Origin of the sequence: Luteimonas sp. TWI596 (assembly GCF_039674105.1) — a bacterium.
Lineage (GTDB): Bacteria > Pseudomonadota > Gammaproteobacteria > Xanthomonadales > Xanthomonadaceae > Luteimonas.
In genome coordinates, this window is sequence record NZ_JBDJMU010000022.1 from 15,336 (window position 1) to 30,623 (window position 15,288).

The following is a 15,288-nucleotide window of genomic DNA, read 5'->3' on the forward strand; positions in this document are numbered from 1 at the left end:
AGGCACCGGCGTCAGTCCGCCCGACGCCGACAGGCCGGTGCGGCCTGTACAGCGCCAGTCGACGACGCCATCGACACGCTCAGTCGGCCTGCCGACGCAGGAACGCCGGGATGTCCAGGTAGCTGCTGTCGCTGCCGAAGTCGGCGACCTTCGGCGCATCGCCCGCATCGCTGCGCGCCGCGCCCTGCCCGGCCGGACGCGAGGCGGTCGACGCCGCCGCACCGCCATTGCCGCGCAGCGAGGCTGCGATGCTGTGACCCGGGCTGTACGGGGCCACGGCATCGCCGTCGTCGATCAGCAAACCGGTGGTGCCATCGCGAACGCCGCGCTGGTTGTTGCTGATCAGCTGCACCTGCGGCTTGCCGCGACCGGCGCTGTCGTTGTGCCCGGTGCCGCGCGCCGGCGCCCGGTTGAGGCCGGTGGCGACCACGGTCACGCGGACTTCGTCCTGCATATCCGGGTCGAGGACGGTGCCGATGACGATCGTCGCGTCTTCGCTGGCGAAGTTCTCGACGGTGCGGCCGACCTCGTCGAACTCGGCCATCGTGAAGTCGGCGCCGGCAGTGATGTTGACCAGGATGCCGTTGGCGCCGGCCAGGTTGACGTCGTCGAGCAGCGGGTTCTGGATCGCGGCTTCGGCGGCGGCCTGCGCGCGGTCGTCGCCGCGGGCCAGGCCCGTGCCCATCATCGCCAGGCCCATTTCGGCCATGACAGTGCGCACGTCGGCGAAGTCGACGTTGATCAGGCCCGGACGCACGATCAGGTCGGCGATGCCCTGCACCGCGCCCAGCAGCACATCGTTGGCGGCGCGGAAGGCCTGGATCATCGTGGCGTTGCGGCCGAGCACGGTGATCAGCTTCTCATTGGGAATGGTGATCAGCGAGTCGCAGTGCGCCGACATCTCCTCGATGCCCTTGAGCGCGACCTGCATGCGCCGGCGTCCCTCGAACGGGAACGGCTTGGTGACCACGGCCACCGTCAGGATGCCCATTTCCTTGGCGAGCTGGGCCACGACCGGCGCCGCACCGGTGCCGGTGCCGCCGCCCATGCCGGCAGTGATGAACACCATGTCGGCGCCCTGCAGCGCATCCATGATGATCTCGCGGTCCTCGAGCGCGGCCTGGCGGCCGACCTCGGGGTTGGCGCCTGCGCCCAGGCCCTTGGTGACGCTGCTGCCCAACTGCAGCTGCAGCTTGGCACCACAGTTCTTGATTGCCTGCGCGTCGGTGTTGGCGGTGATGAACTCCACGCCATCGACGCTGTTGTTGACCATGTGCGCGACCGCGTTGCCGCCGCCGCCGCCCACGCCGATGACCTTGATCACCGCGTTTGGAGCCATCTTCTCGACCAGTTCGAAATGTGCCATGTCCGTTGTCCTCGGTTTGGAGCCGTGATTGGTGGAAGGGGATGCGTGATTCGAAAGCGCCGAACCCGTATCTCTCACCGCCATCCGGCATTTATGTTGTTGTCGAATGCGCTCGTTGCCGTTACCGCTGTCTTCGTCGCCGCCCTGCCCTTGCCCTTGTTGTTGCTGTTTGTTTCAACCGTCCATTCCTCATCACGCAGCACGAGGCGGGTTCATCAGAACTCGCCGTTGAACCACGTCTTGAGTTTCTTCAGCAGCCCGCCCGCGCGGCCGGCGGAGATCACCGGGCGTCGGGGGTGCTCGATCTGGCTGCCCATCAGCAGCAGGCCCACGCCGCTGGCGTGGACCGGATTGCCCACGACCTCGCCCAGGCCGGTGACGTGCTGGGGAATGCCCACGCGCACCGGCATCTGCAGCATTTCCTCGGCCAGTTCGACGACGCCTTCCATCTTCGCCGCGCCGCCTGTGAGCACCATGCCGGCGCGCACATGCTGCTCGAAGCCCGAGCGGCGCAGTTCGGCCTGCACCATCTCGAAGATTTCCTCGTAGCGCGCCTGTACCGCCTGCGCCAGCGATTGGCGCGGCAGCCGCCGTGGCGGCCGGTCGCCGACGCTGGGCACCTGGATCGATTCTTCGCTGGTCGCCAACTGCGCGAGTGCGCAGGCGTAGCGGACCTTGATCTGCTCGGCTTCCGGGGTCGGCGTGCGCAGCATGTGCGCGATGTCCTCGGTGACCTTGTCGCCGGCGATCGGCAGCGATGCGGTGTGGCAGATCGCGCCCTGCACGAACACCGCCAGATCGGTCGTGCCCGCGCCCATGTCCACCAGCACCACGCCGAGCTCGCGCTCATCAGAGGTCAACACCGCGGTGCTGGAGGCCAGCGACGACAGGATCAAGTCGTCGATCTGCAGGCCGCAGCGCTGCACGCACTTGCTGATGTTGGCCGCGGCCGACTGCGCGCACACCACCAGGTGCGCATGCACCTCCAGGCGCACGCCGGTCATGCCGACCGGGTTGCGGATGCCTTCCTGCGAGTCGTCGAGCACGTACTCGCGCGGGATCGCATGCAGGATCTTCTGGTCGGCCGGGATCGCGACCGCCTTGGCCGCGTCGAGCACGCGGTCGAGGTCCGACCAGGTCACTTCGTTGTCGCGGATCGGCACGATGCCCGGCGAGTTGCGGCACTGCACGTGGTTGCCGGAGATCGAGGCGTAGACCGAGCGGATCTCGCAGCCGGCCATCAGTTCGGCCTCTTCGACCGCGCGCTGGATCGACTGCACCGTCGATTCGATATCGACGACCACGCCGCGCTTGAGCCCGCGCGACTCGTGGCTGCCGATCCCGATCACCTCGATCGGGTTGCCGGGCGAGTACTCGCCGACCAGCGCCACCACTTTGGAGGTGCCGATGTCCAGTCCGACGATGAGTGTCTTGTCGCCTTTGCGGTTCATGAGAGGCCGTGATTCGTGAGTCGTGAGTCGTGATGAACGGGCATGCCCGCCATGTGGATCGCCAGTGCGGGCAGCCCGCCGGATGCGGATGCCGACGCGGTGCCCGCGGCCTCGGTGTCGGCGCTCGGTGTCCCCCAGACCAGGGCGAAGCCGTTGGTGTAACGCAGGTCGGCGCGTGCCAGCGGTTCGGCGCGGTTGGCGACCAACCGCGGCAACATCCGGGCGAAACGCGCCAGGCGCGGGACCGCTTCCTGGCTGCCGACCAGCACTTCGGTGCCGCTCGACAGGTGGATCAGCCAGCTGCCGCGCGCGTCGAGCACGACACCTTCGATCTGCTGGCCCGACGGCCGGAACAGCTCGCGCGCCTCGTTGTAGAGCGCGACGACCTCGTTGGCGCGCGCGTCTGGACCATCGAAGCGGGGCATCGCGTCCGGCACCTCGACCCCCTCGGCCGAGAACAGCCGGCCGCGGGTCGACAGCAGCCGGTCCTCGCCCCAGCGCGCGAACGGGACATGCTCGCCGATGCGCACTTCCAGCACGTCGGGCCAGTGCTTGCGCACCTCGACACCCGCGACCCAGGGCAGGCGCGCGACATCACGCCGCGCCTGCGTCAGATCGACCGCGAAGAAGCCGCGCTGCGCGTGCGGCAGCACCGTTTCGCGCACACGGGCGACATCGACCTGCTCGAGGCCGTCGTTGATCCGCAGCACACGCAGCGGCCAGCGCTCGGCGCCGATCCAGCCCTGCATCACGGCGACGACCGGCAACGCCACCAGCGCCAGCGCCAGCAGCCAGGCCAGGATCCGCGTCGTGGTGGCGAGCGCCTGGTTCATCGCGCGGCCGCCTCCGGCATCAGCGTCGATTCGAGCACGCACCAGCACAGCGCGGCATAGTCCATGCCCAACTGCGCGGCCGCCTTGGGCACCAGCGAATGGCTGGTCATGCCGGGCGCGGTGTTGACCTCCAGCAGAGACAGCGCACCGGTGGCGCGATCGCGCATCACGTCGACGCGGCCCCAGCCGCTGCAGCCGGCGGCGACGAACGCCTCGACCGCCAGCGCACCGATCCGCGCCTCATCGTCGCCGTCCTGGCCCGGGCACAGGTACCGGGTGTCGTCGGAGACATACTTGGCCTCGTAGTCGTACCACGCGCCCTTGGGCACGATGCGGATCGACGGCAGCGCGCGCGGGCCCTGCCCGGCATCGAGAATGCCGACCGTGAGCTCGTCGCCCTCGATCATCTGCTCCATCAGCAGCTCGCCCGGATAGCGCGCGGCCAGGGCGACCGCCGCGTCGAGGTCGGCATCGGCGAAGACCCGGCTGACGCCGACGCTCGAGCCTTCCTTCGACGGCTTGACGATGACCGGCAGTCCGAGCTCGCGGGCCGCGGCGTGCACATCCTCACCGGCCGCGATGCGGCGATAGCGCGGCGTCGGCAGCCCCAGGCTCAGCCACACCTGCTTGGTGCGGATCTTGTCCATCGTCAGCGCCGAGCCAAGCACGCGCGAGCCGGTGTAGGGCACGCCAAACGCATCCAGCAGCCCCTGTACCACGCCGTTCTCGCCATCGCCGCCATGCAGGATGTTGAAGACGCGGTCGTAGCGGCCGGCGACGATCGCCTGCGCAAGCGCGGGCACGCCATCGACCGCGTGCGCGTCGACACCGCGCGAGCGCAACGCATCGAGCACGCCCTGCCCGGACTGCAGCGAGACCTCGCGCTCCGAGCCAGGGCCGCCGAGCAGCACGGCGACACGGCCGAACGCGGCCGGGTCGGTGACACGCGGCGCGGGCAGGATCGCGCTCATGCGGGCACCGCCGCAAAGCCGTCCTGGACCAACCGCTGGACGGTCGCACCGATGTCGCCGGCGCCCATCATCAGCAACAGGTCGCCATCGCGCAGCACGTCGGGCAGCACGTCGATCAGGTCCTCGGCCGCATTGACGACGACCGGCTCGATGCGGCCGCGCGCGCGGATCGCGCGCGCCAGCGTCTTGGCATCGGCGCCGGCGATCGGCGCTTCGCCGGCCGGATAGACCTCGGTCAGCACCAGCGCGTCGACGTCCGACAGCACGCCGGCAAAATCGTCGAACAGCGCGCGGGTGCGGCTGTAGCGATGCGGCTGGAACGCGACCACCAACCTGCGTTCGCCCCAGCCGCCGCGTGCGGCGGCGAACACCGCGGCCAACTCGCGCGGATGATGGCCGTAGTCATCGACCAGTTGGACGCGTGCGCCGGTCGGCGTGACCAGTTCACCGAGCAGGTTGAAGCGGCGGCCGATGCCCTCGAAGCGACCCAGCGCGGCGACGATCGCCTCGGGCGCGACGCCGAGCTGCCAGCCCACCGCCGCGGCGGCCAGCGCGTTGAGCACGTTGTGACGGCCCGGAAGCGCCAGCCGCGCCTCGACGCGCACGTTCTCCGGCAGGCACAGCGTGAACTGCATCGCCGCGCCGTCCTGGCGGATGTTCTCGGCACGCACGTCCGCTTCGTCCGACAGGCCGTAGGTCATCATGTGCCGCGGCACGCTCTGCGCGAGCCTGGCGACTTCGGGATCGTCGATGCACAGCACCGACAGCCCGTAGAACGGCAGCCGATGCAGGAACTCGGTGAAAGCATCCTGGACGCGGGCGAAATCGCCGCCGTAGTTCTCCAGGTGGTCGGCGTCGATGTTGGTGACGATCGCGACCAGCGGGTTGAGCCGCAGGAAACTGCCATCGCTCTCGTCGGCCTCGGCGACCAGCCAGTCGCCGCTGCCCAGCCGGGCGTTGGCGCCGGCGGCGAGCAACTGCCCGCCGACCACGAAGGTCGGATCCAGGCCGCCCTCGGCGAGCACGCTGGCGGTCAGCGACGTCGTCGTGGTCTTGCCGTGGGTGCCGGCGACCGCGATGCCACGACGGAAGCGCATCAACTCGGCGAGCATTTCGGCGCGCGGCACGATCGGGATGCGCTGGGCGCGCGCCTCCATCAGCTCCGGGTTGTCGGCACGGATGGCGCTGGACACCACGATGCAATCGGTGCCCAGCACGTTGGCCGCCGCATGCCCCCGATGCACGGTCGCGCCCAGGCGGGCCAGCCGGCGGGTCGCCGCGCTGTCGGCGGTGTCCGAGCCGGAGACCTTGTAACCGAGCGTCACCAGCACCTCGGCGATGCCGCTCATGCCGGTGCCGCCGATGCCGACGAAATGGACGCGCGAGAAGACCTTGGCGAAGTCCTCCTTCGACAGACCGCGGGTCTGGTGCAGGCGACGGATCATGCGGGGCTCCTGCCGCCGAAGCTCGGTTCGACGCGCTGCTGCAGGCGGCTGGTGCCGCGCGTGGCGGTCGCTGGCGACACGGGCAGCGGCGGTTGATTGGTGGGGGGCATCGGATCGGCCGGAGCGGGTGCCGGCGCGGCGGCATCGCCGCGCAGCCGAGCGACCTGGCGCTGGGCGCGGTCGAGTTCGTAGGACACGCGCAGCAACAGGCCGAACGCCACGCAGGTCATCATCACGCTCGAGCCGCCCGAGGACACCAGCGGCAGCGTCAGGCCCTTGGTCGGCAGCAGCCCCAGGTTCACGCCGATCGAGACCAGGCTCTGCAAGCCGATCATCAACGCGACGCCGAACGCGCAGTAGCCGGCGAAGTGGCGACGCATCTCTACGCATTTCAGGCCCAGCCACAGCGCGCGTCCGACCAGCGCGACGAACAGGCCGACGACCAGGCACACGCCCACAAAGCCCAGCTCCTCGGCCAGCACCGAGAAGATGAAGTCGGTATGCGCCTCGGGCAGGTACGAAAGCTTCTGCACCGACGCCCCCAGGCCGACCCCGGAGAACTCCCCACGACCGACCGCCATCAGCGCGTTGCTGAGCTGGTAGCCCGCGCCCAACTGGTCTTCCCAGGGGTTCATGAACGAGGTGATGCGGCGCAGCCGGTAGGGCTCCATGATCGCGACCGCGACCACCGCCGGCAGCAGCAGCAGCACCGGCAGCATCATGCGCTTGAGATGGCCGCCGCCGAGCACCAGCATGCCGGCGGTCACGCCCAGCAGCAGCATCGACGAGCCGAAGTCGGGCTGCAGCAGCAGCAGGCTGACCAGCACCACGGCCACGCCGATCGGCTTGAGCATCGCGGCCCAGGTGGCATTGACCTCATCGCGGAAACGCACCAGGTAGCTGGCCAGCCAGACGATGTAGATGACCTTGACCGCCTCGACGACCTGGAAGTTGGAGATGCCCAGGTTGATCCAGCGGTGCGCACCGTTGACCGAACGCCCCAGGCCCGGCACGAATACCAGCAGCAGCAGCCCCGCGCACATCAGCAGCACGAAGCGGTCGTACTTCTCGATGGTCTTGAGCTCGGTGCGCATCACCGCGAACGCCAGACCCAGCCCTAGGCCAATGAACATGAAATGGCGGCTGAGGAAGTAGTAGCGCCCCACGCCCATGTCCTCGCCGACGGCGATCGAGCTCGACGCGACCATGATCACGCCCAGCGTCGCGATCGCGACCATGATCCCGACCAGCCACGGGTCGAACCGCCCGTGGATCTCGTCGAGCCGGGTCGCCTGACGGGCGCTGAAGGCCTCGTGGAGCGCGGTGTCGTGGACGCGGGCCATCAGCGCACCTTCAACGTGGCGAGACCGACGAGGACCAGGATCACCGAGATGATCCAGAAGCGGACGATCACCCGCGGCTCGGGCCAGCCCTTGAGCTCGAAGTGGTGATGGATCGGCGCCATGCGGAACACGCGCTTGCCGGTCAGCTTGAAGCTGGCCACCTGGATCATCACCGACAGCGTCTCGATGACGAAGATGCCGCCCATGATCACCAGCACCAGTTCCTGGCGCACGATCACCGCCATCGTGCCGAGCACCGCGCCGAGCGCGAGCGCGCCGATGTCGCCCATGAACACCATCGCCGGATAGGTGTTGAACCACAGAAAGCCCAGCCCCGCCCCGGCGATCGCCGCGCAGATGATCACCAGTTCCCCGGCGCCCGGCACCTGCGGGATCTGCAGATAGCTGGAGAACACCGCGTTGCCCGAGGCGTAGGCGAACACGCCCATGCCGCAGGCGACCAGCACCGTGGGCATGATCGCCAGACCATCGAGGCCGTCGGTGAGATTGACTGCGTTGGAGAAGCCGACGATCCAGAAATAGGCGATCGCCACGAAGCTGATGCCGGCCAGCGGCAGCGCGATCGACTTGAACAGCGGCAGGTAGAACGTGGTCGCCGCCGGCACGTCGGCGTACAGGTACAGGTACAGGCCGGCAGCCAGGCCGAACACCGACTGCAGCAGATACTTCCAGCGGGATTTCAGGCCGTTGGGATCGCGGTGCACGATCTTGATCCAGTCGTCGTACCAGCCGATCGCGCCGAAGGCCACCATCACCGCCATCACCAGCCACACGTACTTGTTGCGCAGGTCGCCCCACAGCAACACGGCCGCCAACACGGTGATCAGGATCAGCGCGCCGCCCATCGTCGGCGTGCCGGCCTTGGAGAAGTGCGTCTGCGGTCCGTCCTGGCGGATCGGCTGGCCGCCCTTGTACTGCGCCAGCTTGCGGATCACCGCCGGGCCCAGCCACAACGACAGCGACAGCGACGTCAGTGCCGCCAGGATGCCGCGGAAGGTGAGGTATTCGAACAGACCGAAGAAGTCCTCGAACCCCTGCAGCCAGCGGGCGAGTTCAAGCAGCATCGTGGGTTCCTTGCGCGTCGAGCAGTGCGGCGACCGTCCGGTCCATCGCACTGCCCCGGGATCCCTTGACCAGGATCGTGAGGGCCGGTCGGTCGTCCGTGGAAGACCGCGTGTCGTGAGCCGCGGCGCTGGCATCCAGGTCGCGGACCAGGGCCTGCGCCAGTGCGGCGTGGGTGTCGAAATGCTGCGCGTCATCGCCGAAGGCATCCGCCGCGTGCGCGGCCAACGGCCCGAGTGCATAGAGCCCGGCGATACCGGCGGCCTTGGCGCGCAACCCGGCTTGGGCATGCATCGCGGCGCCGTCGGCGCCGAGTTCACGCATGTCGCCCAGCACCAACCAGCGCGTGCCCGGCGTGGTCGCCAGGGTCTCGATGGCGGCATGCAGCGAGCCGGGATTGGCGTTGTAGCTGTCGTCGATCAGGGCCGCACCGCCGGACAGGCGATGGCGAGCCAGCCGGCCGGACACTGCCTGCGCCGCTTGCAGCCCATCGACGACCGTCGCCAGCGGCACGCCGGCCGCCAGCGCGATCGAGGCTGCGGCCAGCGCATTGCGCACGTTGTGGCGGCCGGCCAGCGGCAGCGCGACCGGCGCCTCGCCGGCGGGCGTGATCAGCTGGAAGCGGGTGCAGGCCGCGTCGGGACGGATGGCGTGAGCGACGACGTCCGCCGTGGCTTCGATGCCGAAGCGCAGCAGGCGGCGACCATGGGCGCGCTGCGCGAAGTACGGCGCGAACGCATCGTCGGCATTGATCACCGCGGTGCCGTCGGCGGGCAGCGCGTCGTAGACCGCGGCCTTGGTGTCGGCGATGCCCAGCAGGCTGCCCATGCGCTCGAGATGCGCCGGGGCGACATTGTTGACCAGGGCGATCCGCGGGCGCGCGATCGCCGTGAGGTAGGCAATGTCGCCCGGCTGGCCGGCACCCATCTCGTAGACCGCGAACGCTGCGTCTTCGGGCGCATCGAGGATCGACAGCGGCAGGCCGATCTCGTTGTTGAGGTTGCCGGGGTTGAAGCAGGTCGCGGCATGCCGGCGCAGGATCTCGACCGTCAGCTGCTTGACGCTGGTCTTGCCGTTGCTGCCGGTGATCGCGACGATCTGGGCGACGCGCGTACGCTGGACCGCGGTGGCCAGCGCGCCGAGCGCGACCTGCGGGTCGGCGACGACGATCTGCGGCAGCGCCAGATCGAGCGGGCGGGCGACCAGCGCGGCGCGCACGCCCAACTCGGCGGCGCGCGCGACGTGCGCGTGGCCGTCGAAGTTGTCGCCGCGCAGCGCCACGAACAGCCGCGCGCGCGGGTCCGCGGCCTCGAGCCGGCGGGTGTCGGTGACGACCGCCTCGATCTCGACGCCGTCGTCGGCGCCGTGCAGGCGGCCGTTGACCAGCGCGGCGATGCGGGTGAGTGACAGCGGCGTCATTGTGCGCCCTCCGTCCCGCGCGCAGCCAGCGCGGCCTGCGCGACCTGTCGGTCGTCGAAGGGATGCTGCACGCCGTCGATCTCCTGGTAGGGCTCGTGGCCCTTGCCGGCGATCAGCACGATGTCGCCGGGCACGGCCTCGGCGATCGCCTGGGCGATCGCGCGGCCGCGATCGCGCTGCACGCGCACGGTATCGGCGCGTTCGAAGCCGGCGAGGATGTCGGCGACGATGGCATCGCCATTCTCGCGGCGCGGATTGTCGTCGGTGACGATCACCCGGTCGGCATGGGCCTCGGCGATCGCCGCCATCTGCGCGCGCTTGCCGGTGTCGCGCTCGCCGCCGCAGCCGAACACGCAGGTCAGCCGGCCGCGCAGGTGGCCGCGCAGCGACTGCAGCGCCTGCTGCAGCGGATCGGGCTTGTGCGAGTAGTCGACGACCACCAGCGGCTGCGTGTCGCCGCCGCCAAAGCGGTTCATGCGGCCGGCGATGGGCTGCAATGCGCCGAGCGCGCGCACGATCTGCGCCGGCGCCTGGCCGAGCGCGGCAAGCACGCCAGCGACGGCCAGCAGGTTGTCGACATTGAAGCGGCCCAGCAGCGACGAGCGCACCGCGAGCCGTTCGCCACCGATGCGCAGCGAGAACGCGATGCCGTCAGCATCGAGCGCGACATCGGACGCGGCGATGTCGGCATCGGCCGCGCCGGTGGCGCTGACGCGGATCGCGCGCACGGCAATATCGAGCCGCGCCGGCAGCGTGGCGCCGAACGGATCGTCGACATTGATCACCGCGGCCTTGAGGCCGGGGCGCACGAACAGCTTCGCCTTGGCCTCGCCGTAGCCGGCCATGTCGCCGTGGTAGTCGAGGTGGTCGCGGGTGAGATTGGTGAACACCGCGACATCGAAGTGCACCGCATCGACACGGCCCTGGTCGAGCGCGTGCGAGCTGACTTCCATCGCCACCGCCTGCGCGCCGTCGTCGCGCAACTGCGCCAGCAGCGCATGGGTCTGCAGCACCAGCGGCGTGGTGAAGCCGGTCGGGGCGACGGCACCGTGCAGGCCGGCGCCGAGCGTGCCGATCGTGCCGGCGCGCGTGCCCGATGCCTCCAGCGCCTGCGCCAGCAACTGCACCGTGGACGTCTTGCCGCTGGTGCCGGTGACGCCGACCATGGTCATCGCCTGGGACGGCTGGCCGTGGAAGGTATCGGCCATCGTGCCCATGCGATCGCGCAGGCCGGCCACGGCGATCGCATCGGCCGGCAGCGTCTCGATCTCGGCCGGGACCGGCGGCTCGAACAGCACGGCGCTGGCGCCCGCGGCCTGGGCCTGGGCAGCGAAATGCAGACCATGCGTGCCGAAACCGCCGATCGCGACGAAGGCATCGCCCGGCCGCAGCGCACGGCTGTCCTGCACCAGGCCGGTGATCACGGTGTCGGCCGGCACGGCGGCAACATCGGGCAGCAGCTCGGACAACGGCATCGCGCGGCTCATTGCGGCGTCCCCGTCGTCGCCGCGTGCGCGGCCGTCGGCCTGCGGCCCTGTTCGCGCGCGAGCTTGGCTTCGTTGGCGGCCTGCGCGGCCAACCAGGTCTCGATGTCGTCGGGCGGCACGTCCATCAGCCGCAATGCGCCATCCATGACGCGCTTGAACACCGGCGCGGACACGTAGCCGCCACCGTAGGTCGAGCCGCCCTTGGAGGTGTCGGGATCGTCGATGACCACGACCATCGCGAAACGGGGATCGGCGACCGGCACCAGGCCGGCAAAGAATGCGAGATACCGCCGGGCGTAACCGCCACCGCTGGCCTTGCGCGCGGTGCCCGACTTGCCGGCGACGTGGTAGCCCAGGATCGCGGCGCGGGTGCCCGTGCCCCCGGGCTCGGTGACCGTCTGCATCATCCGCACCACTTCGTCGGCGACCTTCGCCGACAGCACCTGACGCGGCTCGCCGGCCCCGCCCTTGACGAAGGTCGGCGGCAGCGCGCGGCCATGGTTGCCCAGCGTGGCGTAGGCGTGCGCGATCTGCATCGGCGTCACCGACAGGCCATAGCCGTAGGACATGCCCTGCTTGGTGGTGCCGCTCCAGCGCGCGGGGTCCGGGAACAGGCCAGCGGCCTCGCCGGGGAAGCCGCTGCCGGTGCTGCGGCCGTAGCCGAAGCTGCGCACGAAATCATAGAAGTACTGGCTGTCGAGCTTGTGCACGACCATCGCCGAGCCCACGTTGGAGCTCTTGGTGATGATGCCGGTGGTGTCGAGCACGCCGTAGTTGCGGAAGTCGCTGGTCTTGAAGCGCCCGTTGGGAATCCAGCCCGGGCTGGTGTTGAAGGTGCTGGTCGGCGTGATGACGCCCTTCTCCAGCGCCGCGGCGATCGTGATCGGCTTCATCGTCGAGCCGGGCTCGAGCAGGTCGGTCACCGCGCGGTTGCGGTGCGCGTCGCGGTTTTCGCCGGTGACGCGGTTGTTGTTGTAGGTCGGCAGGTTGGCCATCGCCAACACCTCACCGGTCGCCACCTCGAGGATGACGATCGAACCGGCGCTGGCGCCGGTCTCCTCGATCGCGCGCCGCAGCTCGCGATGGGCCAGGAACTGGATGCGGCGGTCGATGCTCAGCACCAGGTCCTTGCCCGGCTCGGCGGCGCGGACCAGGTTCACGTGTTCGACGATGCGACCGTGCCGGTCGCGGATCACGTTCTGCGCGCCGGGCGTGCCGGTCAACCAGTCGTCGAACGCCAGCTCGATGCCTTCCTGGCCGCGGTCGTCGATATTGGTGAAGCCGAGCACATGCGAGACTGCCTCGCCCTGCGGGTAGAAGCGGCGGTACTCGCGCTGCGAGAACACGCCCGGAATGCCCAGATCGAGCACGCGCTTGGCCGTCGACGGACTGATCCGGCGATGGCGCGGCACATACATGAACTCCTTGTCGGCCCGCTGCGAGACCGCACGCGACAGCTCTTCGAGCGGCAGGCCGGTCGCCTCGGCCAGTTCCGGCAGGCGGTCGGGATGCTTGCTCAGTTCCTGGGGATTGATCCACAGCGATTCGACCGGCGAGGAAATCGCCAGCGGCTCGCCATTGCGGTCGGTGATCATGCCGCGCGAAGCCGGAATCGGCATTTCGCGGCGGAAGCGCGCGTCGGCCTTCTGCTGGTAGAACGCGTTGTCGATCAGTTGCAGGTCGACCGCGCGACCGACCAGCGCCATCGCGCCCAGGCCCAGCGCACCGCCCACCAGCATCAGCCGCAGGCGCAGATCGAACTGCGCGCGCTTGCGCGGCTTCTTGGCGTGGCCGTCGCCGGCCTTGATGAACCTGCCGAGCTTCATGGCCGCACCACCACGATCTCGGCGGTTTCGGGAAAACGCATGCCCAGGCGCTCGCGTGCGACCTGGTCGACGCGGTTGCTCATCGCCCAGGTGGCCTGCTCAAGCTGCAGACGGCCGAAATCGACATTGAGTTCGTCGCGCGCACGCTCGAGCCGGGTCAGCTGGATGTACAGCTGGCGGTAGTCGTGGCGTGCGTGCACCACGCCGATCGCGGTGATCACGTTGGCAGCCAGCAGCAGGGCGACGACGAGGTGGCGCAGCTTCATGCGACCTCCGCATCGGCGGCCGGCAACTTCTCGGCCACGCGCAGCACGGCGCTGCGCGCGCGCGGGTTGTCGTGCAGCTCGGCGGCGTCGGCCTTGGTGGCGTCGGCGACGATGCGCAGCACCGGCACGAACGCCTGCGCTTCGGGCAGGCGGCGATTGCCGGCCGGCGCCTTGGCGTGGCGCGCGATAAAGCGCTTGACGATGCGATCCTCGAGCGAATGGAAGCTGATCACCGCCAGCCGTCCGCCCGGCGCCAGCGCCTGGAGCGCGGCATCGAGACCGGCCTCCAGATCGGCCAGCTCGCGGTTGACGTGGATCCGGATCGCCTGGAACGAGCGCGTCGCCGGATGGGTCTCGCGCTGGCCGCGCTGGGGCTTGGCGCGCGGCACGTTCGCGGCGATGACCGCCGCCAGGTCCGCGGTGCGCTCGAACGGGGCCTGCGCGCGGCGCGCGACGAGCGCCCGCGCGATGCGCCGGCTCATGCGCTCCTCGCCATTGGTCCACAGCACGTCGGCGATCTCCGCCTCGGCGGCATGCGCCAGCCACTGCGCAGCGCTTTCGCCCGTGTCGGGGTCCATGCGCATGTCCAGCGGGCCGTCCTTGCCGAAGCTGAAGCCGCGATCGGCGACATCGAGCTGCGGCGACGACACGCCCAGGTCGAACAGCACGCCGTCGAGCGGCGCCTGCACCACGGCGTCCCAATCGGAGAGCGCAGCGAAGCTGCCGCGGCGGATCGCCACGCGCGCGTCGGCGCCGAAGCGCGCCTGGGCCACTGCGATCGCGTCGGGATCCTTGTCCATCAGCAGCAGTCGACCTCCGGGGCCAAGGCGTTCGAGGACGCCGCCAGCGTGGCCGCCGCGTCCGAACGTGCCGTCCAGGTACCGCCCGTCTTCACGTACACGCAGGCCCTCGAGGACTTGCGCGTACAACACCGGGAGGTGGCCGGACGTGGCATCCGCACCACCGCCCGTCACAACTGCAATCCGACCAGGTCGTCACCGTCCATGTCCGCGTCGCTGAGCGTCTGCCGGATCTGGGCCTGGTGCGCCTGCTCGCTCCAGAGTTCGAATTTGTCCCCCATGCCCACCAGCACCGCCTTGCGTTCGATGCCGACGGTCGTGCGCTGGCTGGCGGGGATGCCGATGCGGCCGTTGCCGTCGGGCTCGACGACCATCGCCGCACCGACCAGCTTGAGCTGGAGGGTGCGGTTGGTGGAGCGGGTGCGCGGCAACGCATTGATCTTGTCGCGAACGCCTTCCCAGACCTTGTACGGGTAGAGGTAGAGGCTGCCGGCGTCGAAGGGGTTGTAGGTCAGCACCAGACGGTTGTCGCACTCACGCGCGACGACATCCCGATAGGCGGTGGGAATCGCCAGTCGGCCCTTGTCGTCGATGGTGATGGCGGTTTCGCCCTGGAACACGTCCGTCCTACCTCGTGGCGCCCGTCTTCGGCGGGCTTGTGCGCCGGAAAACCACGAAATCCCAGGTTTCCCCACGTGTCGCCACCTTAGGAGTGCGTCTGCGGGTTGTCAACAGCTTTGTACGGCGCTTTTCGCCTGTCCCGTCAATGACTTGCGACACTCTTCAGAGACTTGTTCAAGCTTTATCCACAACCGTCTGTTTCGTCTCAAATTTTGAGAATGCGTCACTTTTGGACCTGAACGTCACCGTCACGCGGCCTTTACGGAATCGTCATGTTGCAATGCAACATATGCAGGCCGACCGCCGGGGTGCGACGGGTTGACGCGCAGAAATGTCGCGTTTGTCTCACCTAAGCGACGAGAGCCCCGCCCCCAACC

General features: G+C 69.4%; 13 protein-coding genes. All 13 read right to left on the minus strand.

The window, feature by feature from the left end; translation table 11 throughout:
- Positions 1 to 79: 79 nt before the first annotated feature.
- The gene (gene ftsZ / locus ABE487_RS14725; RefSeq protein WP_346445230.1) at positions 80 to 1,366 is read right to left on the minus strand and encodes a cell division protein FtsZ; all 1,287 of its coding nucleotides are present in this window, start codon (positions 1,364 to 1,366) and stop codon (positions 80 to 82) included.
- 215 nt (positions 1,367 to 1,581) lie between these two features.
- Entirely contained in the window at positions 1,582 to 2,817 is a 1,236-nt protein-coding gene (gene ftsA, locus ABE487_RS14730) for a cell division protein FtsA (protein ID WP_183427894.1), read from the minus strand.
- Positions 2,814 to 3,650 (minus strand): cell division protein FtsQ/DivIB, encoded by an 837-nt coding sequence (locus tag ABE487_RS14735; RefSeq protein WP_346452444.1) that lies wholly within the window; start codon positions 3,648 to 3,650, stop codon positions 2,814 to 2,816. The genes ftsA and ABE487_RS14735 overlap by 4 nt, the downstream gene beginning before the upstream one ends.
- A complete protein-coding gene (locus ABE487_RS14740; protein WP_346452443.1) occupies positions 3,647 to 4,621 on the minus strand; it encodes a D-alanine--D-alanine ligase in 975 nt (324 codons plus the stop codon). Before ABE487_RS14740 ends, ABE487_RS14735 begins: the two co-directional genes overlap by 4 nt.
- Complete coding sequence (gene murC / locus ABE487_RS14745) at positions 4,618 to 6,066, minus strand: UDP-N-acetylmuramate--L-alanine ligase (RefSeq protein ID WP_346445233.1); 1,449 nt, start codon at positions 6,064 to 6,066, stop codon at positions 4,618 to 4,620. The genes ABE487_RS14740 and murC overlap by 4 nt, the downstream gene beginning before the upstream one ends.
- On the minus strand, positions 6,063 to 7,409 hold the full coding sequence (gene ftsW, locus ABE487_RS14750; RefSeq protein ID WP_346445234.1) for a putative lipid II flippase FtsW: 1,347 nt from the start codon (positions 7,407 to 7,409) through the stop codon (positions 6,063 to 6,065). The genes murC and ftsW overlap by 4 nt, the downstream gene beginning before the upstream one ends.
- Entirely contained in the window at positions 7,409 to 8,494 is a 1,086-nt protein-coding gene (gene mraY, locus ABE487_RS14755; RefSeq protein WP_337244080.1) for a phospho-N-acetylmuramoyl-pentapeptide-transferase, read from the minus strand. The genes ftsW and mraY overlap by 1 nt, the downstream gene beginning before the upstream one ends.
- Entirely contained in the window at positions 8,484 to 9,911 is a 1,428-nt protein-coding gene (gene murF, locus ABE487_RS14760) for a UDP-N-acetylmuramoyl-tripeptide--D-alanyl-D-alanine ligase (protein ID WP_346445235.1), read from the minus strand. The genes mraY and murF overlap by 11 nt, the downstream gene beginning before the upstream one ends.
- Positions 9,908 to 11,398, minus strand: coding sequence for a UDP-N-acetylmuramoyl-L-alanyl-D-glutamate--2,6-diaminopimelate ligase (locus ABE487_RS14765; protein ID WP_346445236.1), 1,491 nt, complete (start codon positions 11,396 to 11,398; stop codon positions 9,908 to 9,910). Before ABE487_RS14765 ends, murF begins: the two co-directional genes overlap by 4 nt.
- Positions 11,395 to 13,224, minus strand: coding sequence for a penicillin-binding protein 2 (locus ABE487_RS14770; protein WP_346445237.1), 1,830 nt, complete (start codon positions 13,222 to 13,224; stop codon positions 11,395 to 11,397). The genes ABE487_RS14765 and ABE487_RS14770 overlap by 4 nt, the downstream gene beginning before the upstream one ends.
- Positions 13,221 to 13,484, minus strand: a complete 264-nt coding sequence (gene ftsL, locus ABE487_RS14775) for a cell division protein FtsL (RefSeq protein WP_183427949.1) — start codon at positions 13,482 to 13,484, stop codon at positions 13,221 to 13,223. The genes ABE487_RS14770 and ftsL overlap by 4 nt, the downstream gene beginning before the upstream one ends.
- 2 nt (positions 13,485 to 13,486) lie before the next feature.
- The gene (gene rsmH, locus ABE487_RS14780) at positions 13,487 to 14,473 is read right to left on the minus strand and encodes a 16S rRNA (cytosine(1402)-N(4))-methyltransferase RsmH (RefSeq protein WP_346452447.1); all 987 of its coding nucleotides are present in this window, start codon (positions 14,471 to 14,473) and stop codon (positions 13,487 to 13,489) included.
- A complete protein-coding gene (locus ABE487_RS14785; RefSeq protein ID WP_346445238.1) occupies positions 14,461 to 14,910 on the minus strand; it encodes a division/cell wall cluster transcriptional repressor MraZ in 450 nt (149 codons plus the stop codon). Before ABE487_RS14785 ends, rsmH begins: the two co-directional genes overlap by 13 nt.
- Positions 14,911 to 15,288 lie beyond the last annotated feature (378 nt).